Annotated in this window: 9 protein-coding genes; 2 read left to right on the top strand and 7 right to left on the bottom strand. The window is 45.4% G+C overall.

Annotated features, from left to right (window positions below):
- Positions 1-61 precede the first annotated feature (61 nt).
- A complete protein-coding gene (locus tag EL162_RS04045) occupies positions 62-2,269 on the bottom strand; it encodes a carboxy terminal-processing peptidase (protein ID WP_375537706.1) in 2,208 nt (735 codons plus the stop codon).
- Positions 2,270-2,572: 303 nt separating this feature from the next.
- On the opposite strand from EL162_RS04045, the gene nagZ reads away from it, so the two are divergent.
- Together nagZ and EL162_RS04035 are read left to right on the top strand one after the other, a co-directional pair.
- Positions 2,573-3,649, top strand: coding sequence for a beta-N-acetylhexosaminidase (nagZ, locus tag EL162_RS04040; RefSeq protein ID WP_126330261.1), 1,077 nt, complete (start codon positions 2,573-2,575; stop codon positions 3,647-3,649).
- Between the two features lie 137 nt (positions 3,650-3,786).
- Positions 3,787-4,743, top strand: coding sequence for an arginase family protein (locus tag EL162_RS04035; RefSeq protein ID WP_126330259.1), 957 nt, complete (start codon positions 3,787-3,789; stop codon positions 4,741-4,743).
- Between the two features lie 105 nt (positions 4,744-4,848).
- Here the strand turns inward: EL162_RS04035 and EL162_RS04030 are convergent, their stop codons facing one another.
- The 6 genes from EL162_RS04030 to rpoC all read right to left on the bottom strand — a co-directional run bounded on the left by EL162_RS04030 (position 4,849) and on the right by rpoC (position 14,420).
- On the bottom strand, positions 4,849-5,193 hold the full coding sequence (locus tag EL162_RS04030) for an AzlD domain-containing protein (protein WP_076554765.1): 345 nt from the start codon (positions 5,191-5,193) through the stop codon (positions 4,849-4,851).
- Positions 5,186-5,878, bottom strand: coding sequence for an AzlC family ABC transporter permease (locus tag EL162_RS04025; protein WP_126330257.1), 693 nt, complete (start codon positions 5,876-5,878; stop codon positions 5,186-5,188). The genes EL162_RS04030 and EL162_RS04025 overlap by 8 nt, the downstream gene beginning before the upstream one ends.
- Positions 5,875-6,852 carry a hypothetical protein gene (locus EL162_RS04020; RefSeq protein WP_126330255.1) on the bottom strand — a complete coding sequence of 326 codons (978 nt, stop codon included), beginning with the start codon at positions 6,850-6,852 and terminating at the stop codon, positions 5,875-5,877. Before EL162_RS04020 ends, EL162_RS04025 begins: the two co-directional genes overlap by 4 nt.
- Positions 6,853-7,114: 262 nt before the next feature.
- Positions 7,115-8,491, bottom strand: a complete 1,377-nt coding sequence (gene gorA / locus EL162_RS04015) for a glutathione-disulfide reductase (RefSeq protein ID WP_076554768.1) — start codon at positions 8,489-8,491, stop codon at positions 7,115-7,117.
- 161 nt (positions 8,492-8,652) lie between these two features.
- Positions 8,653-9,879 carry a phosphoglycerate dehydrogenase gene (gene serA / locus EL162_RS04010; RefSeq protein WP_126330253.1) on the bottom strand — a complete coding sequence of 409 codons (1,227 nt, stop codon included), beginning with the start codon at positions 9,877-9,879 and terminating at the stop codon, positions 8,653-8,655.
- A gap of 317 nt (positions 9,880-10,196) precedes the next feature.
- Positions 10,197-14,420 (bottom strand): DNA-directed RNA polymerase subunit beta', encoded by a 4,224-nt coding sequence (gene rpoC, locus EL162_RS04005; protein ID WP_126330251.1) that lies wholly within the window; start codon positions 14,418-14,420, stop codon positions 10,197-10,199.
- Positions 14,421-14,477: the final 57 nt, after the last annotated feature.

The following is a 14,477-nucleotide window of genomic DNA, read 5'->3' as shown; positions in this document are numbered from 1 at the left end:
GTGGGCATATTAAACCAAAATTTTATCCGCCTGTCAAGCAAATTTATAGAAAATTTTTCAATTACTGCGGCAGATTTTTGTTGGCATCAAACATCAACCGTGCCGCCTCCAGCACATAGGCCTCACTTTCGGGCAATTTTGGACGCTCATTTTCTTTCATCGCCACTCGCTCTTCCGCCAATGCCTCCAGATGAGCCTGATAAGTCGTCCAGTTGGCAAATGGTTGCTCTCCTGTCGCTTGACGGCGGGCATTTTCGGCAAGCAAAGTACGGTTCTCTATTTGCTGCATTTTGGCACGGCGTTTGTCCAGATTGATTTCTGATGGCTTTTTGTCATCATCTAAGGCACGAATGGCGTTTAGCTCTGATAAGTACACAAATTGCGGGTCAGTTTTTTGGCGTGCTTTGGATTGCTCGCTAAGAGAGCTGATGGTCGCCTGCGAATACTTACCTGCTGCAGTATAGTTGGTCGGCTCAATGGTATCCCACGGCAATGGGTTTTTGTACTCTCGTTCGCCAAACTCAATGCCTTCGTAGATATTCACCAGTTCAATGTCAGGCACCACGCCCTTGTTTTGGGTGCTGCCGCCATTGACGCGATAAAACTTACGCTGTGTCAAAGTGGTTGAACCAAGTGCAATATCATCACGCTGCGACTGTGCCGAGCCTTTGCCTGTGGTGGTGTTGCCAATCACCAACCCCAAACCATAATCTTGAATCGCTGCTGCAAAAATCTCACTGGCAGATGCCGAACCCAGATTAATCAGTACCGCCAAATTGCCATCGTACAACTGCCGTCCACCATCTTTGTCGGTGAATACCTGCACATTGCCACGATTATCACGAATCTGCACCAATGGACCTTCTTTGACAAACATTGCTAGCATTTTTGCCACTTCATCAAGCGAACCACCCGGATTGTTACGCAAGTCCACCACCAAGCCATCAATGCCTTGCTCGGTCAATGCCTTGAGTGCTTTTGCGGTATCATTGCTAACGCTGCGATACTCACTGCTGTCCATGCCTTGTCGGCGTGCTTTGAAGTTCAAATAAAAACTTGGGATTTCAATCACGCCCACACGCTTAAGCCCACCCTCATAAGGCAGCTCAATCACTCGATGCTGCACGCCTGACTCATCTTGGCGAATGACATCTCGTGTCAGCGTTACTGTGCGCGCTTGGGAATCTGGCGTGTTTGGCTGCTTTACCTTGACGGTAACTTCGGTGCCACGCGTGCCACGAATCAGCCCAACAATCTCTCGTGTGGTATAGCCAACGGTATCAACCATCTCGCCTTGGGCTTGGGCAACGCCGATGATTAAATCATTGGCATAAATCTGCCCTGACTTGGCAGCAGGCCCGCCATCAACCAAACTGACAATGCGAATATAATCTGGATTCTTGCGGTCAGGTCGAATCGACACGCCAATACCCTCAAGCTGCAAGCTGGTCTGCACCTGCATATCTTGTGCTTGCACAGGGGCATAATAATTGCTGTGCGGATCATAGGCACTGGTTGCAGCGTCAAGCACCATTTCCATGATTTCGTCATTTTTTAGGCGTGCCAACTGTTCTTGTTGGCGTTTGAGGCGATTTAGCAAAATCTCCGTTGGTGTGCGTTGTTCCGCCTTGATCAAATCCTGACCCCTTGCCAACTCTGGATTGTCCAGATAGGCTTGGTCTTTTGCTTTGTCGTCCTCTTGCGACAGCGTCAAGCCAATCAGCGACAAGGCGGTCTGATTTTGCCAATAAGCCAGCTGTTCTTGCTTGTTGGTGAATCTTGGTTCATCCTCTCTGTCTAGCACAATGCTCTTATCGGTGTACAAATCCACCTTAGTGCCAAGATAGTCGGTGGCGGTTTTGTAATATTCCATAGAACGCGTGCGATACCGCTCAAAAATCTCAATCCCAGCCGTCAAGTCGCCACGCAGCAACATAGCAGCATAACTATCGGCATATTTTTGGGTAAATTCATCAACATCCGATTGCAAAAACAGCGTGCGATTTGGGTCTAGTTTGTCAAAATACATTGCCAAAATCTTTTGCCCCATCTGCTTATCGAGTCGCTGATCTGTATAATGGGCTCTATCAAGCAAAACCGCCACTTGGCGTGCCGTCAGACGCTGCTCTGGCGTTTGCTCAAATACCTTACGATCTGCCGCCTGTGCCAATGACGAAAAACTGCTGGCAAACAAAGCAGCAGAAAGTGCAACCGCCAGTGATGATGCAACATACTGTTTTGGGATTGGTTTTGAGATGATTTTTGGCATAATTCTTTCCTGAGTTGTTATCAAACCGCAAAGCGGCATCTTAAATTTATCAAGCGTTGCTATATTAACACAAAAATGCCGAAAGTTTTTTGCACAAGTGATGGTTTTTGTACCAAAGACCCTAAGGCTTGGTTACAAAGCACATAAATTTGCCAAAAATGACAGCAAATGACCGCTTTTTAAGATGCCATCACCATTGGCTCGGGCTACAGACTGGCTTATTCGCCCAAAATACAAATCTTATCACAACCACGCACAAATTCATGGCATAATATACAATCATCTCAATCCAAAGGAAATAAAATGGCAACAGGTATCATTATGGCAGATGTTGCTGGCACTGTGCTTGATGATGGCGACAAAGCCCTGCTGGCAAACCAACAAATCGGTGGCATGATTTTGTTCGCTCGCAATGTCGAATCAGCAGCACAGGTACGCACACTGACCGACCAAATGCGTGCAATCAACAATAATGTGCTTATCGCTGTCGATCAAGAAGGCGGACGCGTGGCTCGCTTTCGTGAAGGATTCTCGCCACTGCCTGCAATGGGTAGGCTTGGCAAGCTCTACGACGCCGACCCAGCTCATGCACTGTCGGTTGCCTATGACTGCGGCTATCTGATGGCAGCAGAAGTGCTGGCGGTGGGGGTTGATTTTAGTTTTGCACCTGTGTTGGACATTGATGGGTGCAGCCAAGTCATTCAAGATCGTGCCTTTCACCAAAACCCTGATATTGTCGTGGCACTCTCCAGCCGATTTATGGACGGCATGAAAGCTGCAGGCATGGCGACCACAGGCAAGCATTTCCCAGGTCATGGCTCTGTCGCCCCTGATTCGCACATCGCTGATGCGATTGACGAACGCAGCTTTGATGAAATCATCAGCATGGACACTCAGACCTTTATTAAGACGCTTGATAAACTCGATGCTCTGATGCCTGCCCATGTGATTTTTCGCCAAGTTGATGATAAGCCAGCAGGTTTTTCGCAGATTTGGATTGAGCAAATCATTCGCAAGCAACTTGCCTTTGACGGTGTGATATTTTCGGACGATTTGTGCATGAAAGCCGCCCACATTGCAGGCGATGTTGATGCACGCGTGATTGCCGCCATCAATGCAGGCTGTGATATGGCATTGGTATGTAACAACCGTGCAGGTACGCTACTTGCCATTGAGGCTGCCAAAAACCTAGCGGACAAGCCGCACAATCGCTTTGCTCGCATGAAGGGTAATATCCCTCCGTGGCAGGGCAGCCTTGAGGCGACTTGTCAGCAATTTGAGCATTGGCAGGCAGCCAGACAGCGGGTGCAAGAGACTTTTTTTGCTGACAAGCCTACCAAGCCCAGCCATGACCCGACCAGTTATCAAATTAGCAATTAATGCCGCAAGATACCCTTTCGTCCAGCGGTATGCAGTGTGCTACAATAAGCAACTTGGCAGGATAACAAATACCCAATCGGCAAGGTTGGGTTGCTATTTTTGACAAATATAACACAACTAACTATTAAGGATTGATAATGAATATTGAGTTTATTGAAGTGTATTCTGACATTGGTGCAGGCAAGCACGGCACAGTACATGGGGTGGATTTGATAAGCAAGCACGCCAAGCGATTTGCCCACGATACGCACCGTATCATCGCCGACAAAATCACCCAGCCACCAGCCCACCCTGCTGCCAAATACATCGAGCATTTGTTGCCGTTTTTTCGTGATAAGCTCGTCCCTTTATCGCACAAATTGCTTGGCAACATTGAACAAAATGGCAACTTCCCTGTCATCATCAGTGGCGATCATTCCAACGCAATGGGCAATTTGTCAGCATTCATGAATCATCATCACGATGCTCGTGTTGGCGTGGTGTGGATTGATGCTCATGCCGATTTGCATTCGGTATTCACCACACCATCAGGCAATATGCACGGAATGCCACTGGCTGCGGTGCTGCGTCTGGATAATACCGACTGTCAAACACAGACGATTGATACCCACACACAGCAAAAATGGCAAGCACTCAAGCAGCTATCCATGCACCAAGGCATCATGTCAAGCGATGTGTTTTTCTTGGGTTTGCGTAGCTATGAAGCACCCGAGCGACACCTGCTAGCAACCCAACAAATGTTCGCCTATGATGCACAAGGTCAGGCGGTGATTGGTGGCGACAAACTGCCACTTGGTCAGATACTCAGCCAGCTTATTGACAAACTTAGCCAACTTGACGCTGTCTATGTCAGCTTTGATGTGGACGCTTTGGACAGCTCGCTCATCGCTGCCACAGGCACACCTGAACCGAACGGCTATCAGCCTGATGACTTGCGTTTGATTTTTGACAAATTGCTTGGCTTGCCAGTGGTAAAGGCCTTTGAAATCACCGAGTTTAACCCAACGCTTGATGATGACAGCGACAAATACCGCACCGTATTTGATTTGTTCACACACGCTTTGGGCGTGATCGCCAATCGTCAAGCAAGCTAACACTTGCCAATCAGACACACAAAAAGCACCATTGTCCATCAAGGTGCTTTTTATATTTAGCCACAATGTGAAGACTGCGATTTGGTAGCTGTTTTGCTGCAACAATCAGCCCAAAAAATACACAATCAAACCATACACCACCAAGAAAAATAAGAAACTTGGTATGATTTTTTTGGTTTTGATGGTGATAACAAAGGTTAAAATCAAAAACAACAGCTTAATCAAATCTTTAACATCAGCAGTTTCAACCAATTGTGTTAAATTCTTACCTGAAAATGCACTGTTAAAAACAATCAAGCCAATCATCGCTTGAGCAGAATAACTGATTGATTTATAAAGAAAACTGTCTTTATCATTCAGATATTTATTATTTTTAAATAAAAATGGAAAAACCCGAAAAATAAAAATCGTTATCGCAGAAAACACCAGCAAAAAAGTAAAATTAGCCATTTTTTCTCCCCAGCTTGTCAAATAGTGCAATTGAGATGCCAATCGCAAAAGGGGCTATCAGCATTGTGTACTCTTTTAACAATAACAAAAACACAGGGGCAAGAATCAAGCCAATCCAATAAGCACTGACATCAAAATAATCCGGCCAATGCTTGGCAGCAAGAGCGGTAAATTGTAGCGGCAACACGATTTTTATCACTTCATAAAAAAGCGGCGAGGCGATACTGGCTCCGAGATAATAACCGATAAGCGTTGATAAAATGGACGCAAGATAAATGGGAATGCCAACGCCCAAAAAATACGCAAAATAATCCTCTTGTTGATTTTTAAAGCGAGAAATGCTTGCCGAAAAAACCGATGGCACGATTAAGATGCTTGATGCCATGATTTTTTTGATTGAGGTTTGTTTTAGGTACAACGAAAGAGCAGAGGACATTAAAATAAAACGAGAGTTCAACGCCAAAATCATCGGCAACAAAGTCAATCCAGCCTCATAGCTTTGCACCAAGATAAACTGTAGCGGCGTTGAGAAAATCAGCAAACTGGTTGTCATCACCTCCATAAGACTTAAGTTTTGACTTGCCCCCAATGCCCCAATCGGAATGTACAAAAAAATAAAAGCAAGCCCAAAAGAAATCGAATCCTTAAGCCCTGCTTGAAATGAATTGTTTTGTAACAGGCTCACCAAAAATACCTCGCATTACTGGCATCAAAAAACTGCTTTCTCGGACCTTTACTTCTGTAAAGAAGTCGAAACGCATCTTTTGGACAATCATACCCTTCACTAGGATAATATTTAATATTGCTTCTAGCGTGCAAAACTTTATAATTGTCAATAATTAAAAATGAACCTAAGCCATTATCAACCGTGTTATGACTGATTGCTTTTGATATGGTGAATAGTTTATCAAAAACATCAATCTCCGCCTTTGATGGATTTTCATTCGCAATCGTCATTCTTTGACCATTAAAATCATCGATACGAAAATCCAGCCTGCAAAGAAATCCTCGTTGCTCACAAAACTCTAAAATCTTATGCTTTTTAATCTTTAAGCCATTAACATTTTTTCCCGAAATAAAGTTTGCTTCAATATTTAGCAAAATATTCAGCTCATCATCAGTTAGACAATTCAAAATATCTTTGGCTAGTGCATAAGAGGTTGGTGTATTGCTTAAGTCCCTGCAAGTGGTAAGTGCCAAATAATCAGCGCTGATGTCTTCATACAAGTCATCGGAGTGCAACGAAATATCTCCAGATCCATTACCCCATTCCCCAACTTGTTTTTTGGATTTTTTTAAATATAAAGCCTTATGATCTTCATATGGATATTTAATATCAATTAAATTAAAAATATCAGCTAAAGATTCATGAACCAACAAAGCCAAATCTGGGCTGTCTATCTTAAATAAATTATGTAAAACAATACCAGAAACAAATTTATTAGCCCTGCTCAAATTATTAAATATCGTGTAATCTGATGGGGTTATTTTAGCAAGTAGCAAATGGGTTAGTGATATTTTCTTAGCAAAAAATCCACTATCTATCTTAACTTCTTTATTCCACCAGCTTTCAATATCATCAGACAGATAAGACAAATCCAAAGAAATAATTTGCTCTGAATTGAAATGCTGTCTAAAATCAGCACTGTTTTTAAACATAGGCACTCCCTAATAAATGGCGTTGTCAAGATATTACAAAAAGCACCGCCAAGCAATCACTTTTACAATTTCTTACAAATTACTACTGATTTGTAAAATTATGTAATTAGTGATAATAAACAATCACCGATAGTGAGTTTGTGGTTTTTAAGTGTTTGACAAAATCCCCACCGCTCGATAAATTCTAGATTTTTGGGCGATGGGGATTGCTTAGGCTGCCAAGGGTTTTGTGGCGTAGCGTTGATTAATTATTAAATTACACTTAACGCATGGTAACAAATTCCTCCGCCCCTGTTGGGTGAATGGCGACCGTATTATCAAAATCAGCCTTTGTTGCCCCCATCTTAATGGCAACAGCAAAACCCTGAATCATCTCATCAACCCCAAACCCAATGCCATGCAGACCGATGATTTTCTCATCATCACCCAGACAGATGAGTTTCATGCGGCACGGTTCACGGTGCTGCGTTACCGCACTGTACATTGGCGTAAAATTGGCGGTATACACCTTGATATTTTCGGCACCGTACTGGCTTTCGGCATCTTTTTGACTAAGTCCAACCGTACCAATCGGCGGGTGACTAAATATCACGCTTGGCACAAGATGATATTGCAAATGCTCATCAGGCTTATTATTGAACAATCGCTCTGCCAGTCTACGCCCAGCCGCCACCGCCACAGGAGTCAGCTCAATACCCCCTTCGATAATATCGCCAACGGCATAAATCTGCTTGGCTGTGGTATTTTGGAATTTATCAACCTTGATTTGACCTCGGCTATTAACCGCCACACCAACTTTATCCAAGTTCAAATCCGCCGTTGCAGGCACACGCCCTGTTGCCCAAATCACGCACGCCACCGTCTGACTGCGACCATCTTTTAGCACGACGGTATAGCTGTCGTCATGATTCTTGTCAATGCGTGCCACATCAGAATCGGTATGCAGCACAATGCCCTGCTGGCTCATGGTCTGCGTTAGCACCTCAACAATATCCCCATCAAAGCGTCTAAGCGGTCGCTTGCCACGCACAAATAAATGCGTCTTTGCCCCAAGTGCGTTCAGCACACCTGCAATCTCCACCGCCACATAGCCCGCTCCGATGACCGCAACCGATTCTGGCAGCTCGTCAAGCTCAAAAAACCCATCAGAATCAATGCCATATTCACTACCCGCAACATCGGCTCGCACAGGCTTGCCACCTGTCGCAATCAAAATATGCTCAGCGGTAATCGTGCTAACTTTGCCATCACCATCGGTAACTTGCACGGTATGCTCATCAACAAAGCGTGCAAAACCGTCAATCAGCTCAACTTGGTTTTTTGCAAAACCATTCTTGTACGACTGATGGATTCTGTCAATGTAGCTTTGACGCGATTGGATTAATTTGGCAAAATCAAACTGATACTCACCAACCCCAAAGCCATAATCAGCAGCATATTTGCCCAAAGCCTCGGCAATGTGTGCGGCATACCACATGACTTTTTTTGGCACGCAGCCAACATTAACACAAGTGCCGCCCACATGGCGTGCCTCAATGATGGCACATTTTTTACCATAACTGGCCGCACGATTGGCAGAAGCAATGCCGCCACTGCCGCCACCAATGGCAAGATAGTCATAATCGTATTGTTTGCTCATTATTACCTCTTTTATTGTCGGTTCATAGCATTTTATCACAAAGACATTGGCAAATAACACGCTTAAAGCACAAAGCCATGCAAAAAACAAAGCCGCCAGTAACCCAGCAGCTTGTCAATCATGGCAAATTGTCCATACAGACGGTCATTTATGCCAGTTTATCAAAACAACACACGCACACGAATGGTTTCAGCCACAGCACGCAAACGCTGCAATGCCTTGTCCGAATCGTTATCATCAACATCCATCACCAAATAACCAATATCACCCTTGGTCATCAGCGATTGGGCTGCAATGTTGATCCCTGCATCGGCAAAAGAGGCGTTAATCTGCGACAGCACACCAGGGACATTGCGGTGAATGTGCAATAAGCGGTGCGTACCTTCGGCAAAAGGAATGGCAACATTGGGGAAATTCACCGCACTGGTGGTATCGCCCTGATCTGAATAGCGAACAAATTTCTCCGCAACCTCCAAGCCGATATTGGCTTGTGCCTCTTGGGTAGAGCCGCCAACATGCGGGGTTAGGATAACATTATCAAAGGCACGCAATGGCGACTCAAACTCCTCGTCGGCAGATTTTGGCTCTTTTGGGAAAACATCAATCGCCGCTCCCAGCAGTTTTTTGCTTGCCAGTGCATCAGCCAACGCATCAATATCCACACAACCACCACGAGCAGCATTAATAAAAAACGCACCGTCTTTCATTTGGGCAAATTCTTTGGCGGTCATCATATTGCGAGTGCTTGGCAAATCAGGCACATGCAAAGTTACCACATCTGCCTTCGCCAGCAGCTCATCTAGGCTGCCCACTTGTACAGCATTGCCCAGCGGCAATTTGGTTACAGCATCATGATAAATAACTTTCATGCCCAGACTCTCAGCCAGCACCGACAATTGCGAGCCGATTGAGCCATAGCCCACGATACCCATTGTTTTGCCACGCACTTCGTAACTGTCTTTGGCAGACTTATTCCAGCCACCACGATGCACAACGGCATTTTTCTCAGGTACACCACGCATTAACATGATGGTCTCAGCCAGCACCAATTCGGCAACCGAGCGAGTATTTGAAAATGGTGCATTAAACACTGGAATGCCAAGCTCCAACGCCGCCTCAAGATCGACTTGGTTCGTGCCAATACAATAGCAACCGATACAAATCAGCTTCTGGGCAGCCTCCAGCACCTTGCGTGTCAGCTGCGTGCGAGAGCGGATACCAATAAAGTGAGCATCTTTGATTTTTTCAATCAATTCTGCCTCGTCAAGTGCAGATTTGATGTATTCAATGTTGGTATAACCTGCTTCGTTTAATACCTTCAGTGCATTTTCGTGTACGCCCTCAAGCAACAAAAAACGAATCTTGTCTTTATTGAGAGATAAAGTCATGGCAAATCCTTCGGTGAAAAAATTAATGTTATACACGCATTGGCTAAATTTTGCAATAGACAAATGCCACTATCAATATGAAATCTTGGAATACTGGCTCTTGCCAATGGTTTGCCAACCATCACTCAATCAAATACCAAGTAGCAAATTTCTGGCAAAGCCCAACACGATCATAATAATCACGCCATCTGTCAAGGTAAATTTCACCAAACCCTGCCACCTTGTCTGTAGCTCAAACCAGTTTTTTTGCAGGTTAAATTATCAAGCTCAAAAAACAAAAGCCCGTTATCAAACGAGCTTTTGTTATGATGATAGGTTTACTCTTGTGAACCAAGTTCGTCAGCAAATGCCTTGGCAAAGCTGTCCTCAACACTGCCAGCGGTATCACCAAGCAATGTCTCTGCCAGCAGATCATCTGCCTGAACCTGACTGTCAGCAGCATTTTGTGCTTTGCGTTGGCGGTTTTGATGATAAGCCAATCCTGTACCTGCTGGAATCAAACGACCCACCACGACATTTTCTTTTAGACCGCTCAAATCATCAACCTTGCCCATGACCGCAGCGGCAGTCAAGACGCGTGTGGTTTCTTGGAATGATGCTGCCGAAATAAAGCTTTCGGTTGCCAGACTTGCTTTGGTGATGCCCAGCAATTGGCGTTCGTACTGCACAGGGAATTTGTTATTCTCCTGCAATTCAGCATTCAATGCACGGATTTTTGAGTACTCTGCTTGGTCGCCCTTAAAGTAGCTCGAATCACCGCCATCAATCACCTCAACCTTGCGTAACATCTGACGCACAATCACTTCGATGTGCTTATCATTGATTTTTACGCCCTGCAAGCGATATACCTCTTGCACTTCATTGACAATATAATTGGCAAGTGCTGTTTCGCCTTTTAGACGCAAAATATCATGCGGGTTTTGTGGCCCATCTGACACAACTTCACCACGCTCAACCGTTTCACCCTCAAAGACATTGATTTGACGCCATTTTGGAATTAATTCCTCATGGACAGTGCCATCTTCGGCAGTGATGATAAAGCGGTTTTTGCCTTTGGTTTCTTTACCAAAACTCACCACACCGCTAATCTCTGCCATGATGGCATGATCTTTTGGACGGCGAGCTTCGAACAAATCAGCCACGCGTGGCAGACCGCCCGTAATATCTTTGGTGCCTGAGGTTGCTTGCGGTACACGACCCAAGACCGAACCTGCTGCAACTTGTTCGCCATCTGCCACACGGATAATGGTGTCGTTTGGCAAGAAATACACCACTTCTTTGCCAGAATCGGTATCAAGAATAATCGCTGGGCGTAAATCTTTGGCAATACCAGGGCGATCTTTGCTTGGCAGAATCTCAAAAGAGCTAACGCCTGTTATTTCATCAACCTTGACCGTTGCAGTCATACCATCGGTAATATCACTAAAGCGAGCCGTACCAGAGAATTCGGTGATGATTGGGTGGGTATGCGGATCCCATTTGGCAATCACCCGACCTGCCTCTACTGCATCGCCATCACGCACCAAGATGCTTGAGCCATAAGGCACTTTGTAGCGTTCACGCTCACGGCCTTGGCTGTCCGCCACGCCAATCTCCGCAGAACGAGATACGATGACCAAATGCCCATCGGTATGCTCTACCGTTTTCATGTTGTGGAAACGAACCGAACCTGCATTACCAACAGAGACGCTATTGTCCACCGAGGCTGCCGAAGCGGCACCCCCCACATGGAAAGTACGCATGGTCAGCTGTGTGCCTGGTTCACCGATTGACTGGGCAGCCATAACGCCGACAGATTCGCCGATATTTACCAAATGACCTCGTGCCAAATCACGGCCATAGCATTTTGCACATACGCCTTGAGCAGCTTCACAAGTGATGACCGAACGCACATACACTTCATCAATGGCATTGGTGTCAAGTTTTTCGACCAGACGCTCATCAATCAAAGTGCCAGCTGCAACAACCACCTCACCATCGGCATTGACAACATCGGATGCTGCCACACGACCCAATACACGATCGCCCAAACGCTCAACGATTTCGCCACCATCAATCACAGGTGCCATACGCTGACCTGCTTGTGTATGACAGTCATCTTGGGTAATTACCAAGTCTTGTGCCACATCAACCAAACGACGAGTCAGATAACCTGAGTTTGCAGTTTTTAGGGCAGTATCAGCCAAGCCTTTACGCGCACCGTGTGTTGAGATAAAGTACTGCAAAACGGTCAAACCTTCACGGAAGTTTGCCTTAATTGGCGTTTCGATAATCGAGCCATCTGGCTTTGCCATCAAGCCACGCATACCAGCCAGCTGACGAATCTGCGTTGCACTACCACGAGCACCAGAATCCGCCATCATGTAGATTGAGTTAAATGATTTTTGTTGCTCAGCTTGACCATCAGCATTGACAACTTCATCTGTTGATAGGTTTTCCATCATTGCATTGGCAATCTTGTCCGATGTTCTTGCCCAGATATCAACAACCTTATTGTATCGCTCACCTGCGGTTACAAAGCCTTGCTCAAACTGATGTTCAATATCACGCACTTCGGCATCAGCAGCATCAACGATTTGTTTTTTGGTTGGCGGAATTACCATGTCTTCCATACCAATTGAAATACCAGACAAGGTTGCTTGAGCAAAACCTAGATACATCAAATGGTCGGCAAACAATACTGATTCTTTTACGCCAAGTTTACGATAGCAAGAGTTTAAAAGTTTTGAGATGTTCTTTTTGGTCATCTCAGTGTTGCACTCATCAAACGCCATGCCTTCAGGCATGATATTCCAAATCAGCAAACGACCCGCAACAGTGTCGTAAATGGTTGAACGGCTGACCTTTTCGCCAGTTTTTTCGTCCAAGATGGTCTCGGCAACACGCACTTTGATTTTTGCATTGACGCTCAAATCCTCTGAACCGATGGCACGCAATGCCTCATTGACTGTGCTAAAAATCATGCCCTCACCGCGAGCTGCCACATGGCTACGGCTGATATAATACAAGCCCAATACCACATCTTGCGATGGTACGATAATCGGCTCGCCGTTCGCTGGAGACAAGATGTTATTGGTAGACATCATCAATGCACGAGCTTCTAGCTGTGCTTCTAGTGTCAATGGCACATGCACCGCCATTTGGTCGCCGTCAAAGTCAGCGTTAAATGCCGCACAGACCAAGGGGTGTAGCTGGATTGCTTTACCTTCAATCAGCACAGGCTCAAACGCCTGTAAGCCCAAACGGTGCAGGGTTGGTGCACGGTTTAGCAGGACTGGATGCTCACGAATGACCATCGCCAACATATCCCAAACTGCTGGCTCTTCACGCTCAACCATTTTTTTGGCAGCCTTGATGGTGCTGGCAATGCCATTTTGTAATAACTTGGCATAGGTAAATGGTTTAAATAGCTCAAGTGCCATTTTCTTTGGCAAACCACACTGGTGCAGACGCAATGTCGGACCGACCACAATCACCGAACGACCCGAATAATCCACTCGTTTACCCAGCAAGTTTTGGCGGAAACGACCTTGCTTACCTTTAATCATGTCTGCCAATGATTTTAGCGGACGCTTGTTTGAGCCCGTAATAGCACGGCCACGGCGACCATTGTCAAGCAAAGCATCTACCGCCTCTTGTAGCATACGCTTCTCATTTCGCACGATGATATCAGGTGCGTTCAATTCAAGCAAACGCTTCAAGCGGTTGTTACGGTTGATAACACGGCGGTATAAATCGTTCAAATCTGAAGTGGCAAAACGACCACCTTCAAGCGGTACCAATGGACGCAAATCAGGTGGCAATACAGGCAATACTGTCATCACCATCCATTCAGGCTTGTTGTTTGAATCACGGAATGACTCAAGCAATTGCAAGCGTTTTGACATTTTCTTTAGCTTGGTTTCAGAGCCTGTTTGCGGAATGGCGGCACGCAGCTCATCAATCTCACCATCAACATCAATGTCTTTTAGCAAGTCTTGAATGGCTTCTGCACCCATCTTGGCAACAAATTCATCGCCATATTGCTCAAGGGCAGTAAAATACTCTTCGTCATCAAGCAATTGATACTTATCAAGGCTAGTCATGCCCGGATCGGTTACGATATAGCTCTCAAAATATAGCACGCGTTCAATATCACGCAGAGTAATATCAAGCAACAAACCAATACGGCTTGGCAAAGATTTCAAGAACCAAATATGAGCCACAGGGCTAGCAAGCTCAATATGACCCATGCGATCACGACGCACTTTGGCAGCAGTTACCTCAACGCCACACTTTTCACAAATAATGCCTTGGAATTTGCGGCGTTTGTATTTGCCACACAAGCATTCAAAATCTTTCACAGGTCCAAAGATTTTGGCACAGAACAAACCATCACGCTCAGGCTTAAAGGTGCGGTAATTGATGGTTTCAGGCTTTTTTACCTCGCCATGCGACCAAGATTTGATGGCCTCAGGTGATGCCAAAGAAATTTGAATGCTGTCAAACTCTTTTACACCGCCATCAGCAGGGCCTTTCATGATATCTAATAAATCTTTCAAAAGGTTTCTCCGTTAATTTTCTAATCTTTAGTCCCAAACCATCACACAGGACAGTTT

The sequence above is a fragment of the Moraxella cuniculi genome, from assembly GCF_900637105.1.
In the GTDB taxonomy this organism is placed as follows: domain Bacteria; phylum Pseudomonadota; class Gammaproteobacteria; order Pseudomonadales; family Moraxellaceae; genus Moraxella; species Moraxella cuniculi.
The sequence above is the reverse complement of the archived record's forward strand: the minus strand, read 5'-3'. Positions and strand labels throughout refer to the sequence as shown.

What these genes read in the sequence shown, in the direction of transcription:
- EL162_RS04045 (WP_375537706.1), bottom strand. Translation starts at nt 2,269, where the DNA reads ATGCCAAAAATCATCTCAAAACCAATCCCAAAACAGTATGTTGCATCA.
- nagZ (WP_126330261.1), top strand. Translation starts at nt 2,573, where the DNA reads ATGGCAACAGGTATCATTATGGCAGATGTTGCTGGCACTGTGCTTGAT.
- EL162_RS04035 (WP_126330259.1), top strand. Translation starts at nt 3,787, where the DNA reads ATGAATATTGAGTTTATTGAAGTGTATTCTGACATTGGTGCAGGCAAG.
- EL162_RS04030 (WP_076554765.1), bottom strand. Translation starts at nt 5,193, where the DNA reads ATGGCTAATTTTACTTTTTTGCTGGTGTTTTCTGCGATAACGATTTTT.
- EL162_RS04020 (WP_126330255.1), bottom strand. Translation starts at nt 6,852, where the DNA reads ATGTTTAAAAACAGTGCTGATTTTAGACAGCATTTCAATTCAGAGCAA.
- gorA (WP_076554768.1), bottom strand. Translation starts at nt 8,491, where the DNA reads ATGAGCAAACAATACGATTATGACTATCTTGCCATTGGTGGCGGCAGT.
- serA (WP_126330253.1), bottom strand. Translation starts at nt 9,879, where the DNA reads ATGACTTTATCTCTCAATAAAGACAAGATTCGTTTTTTGTTGCTTGAG.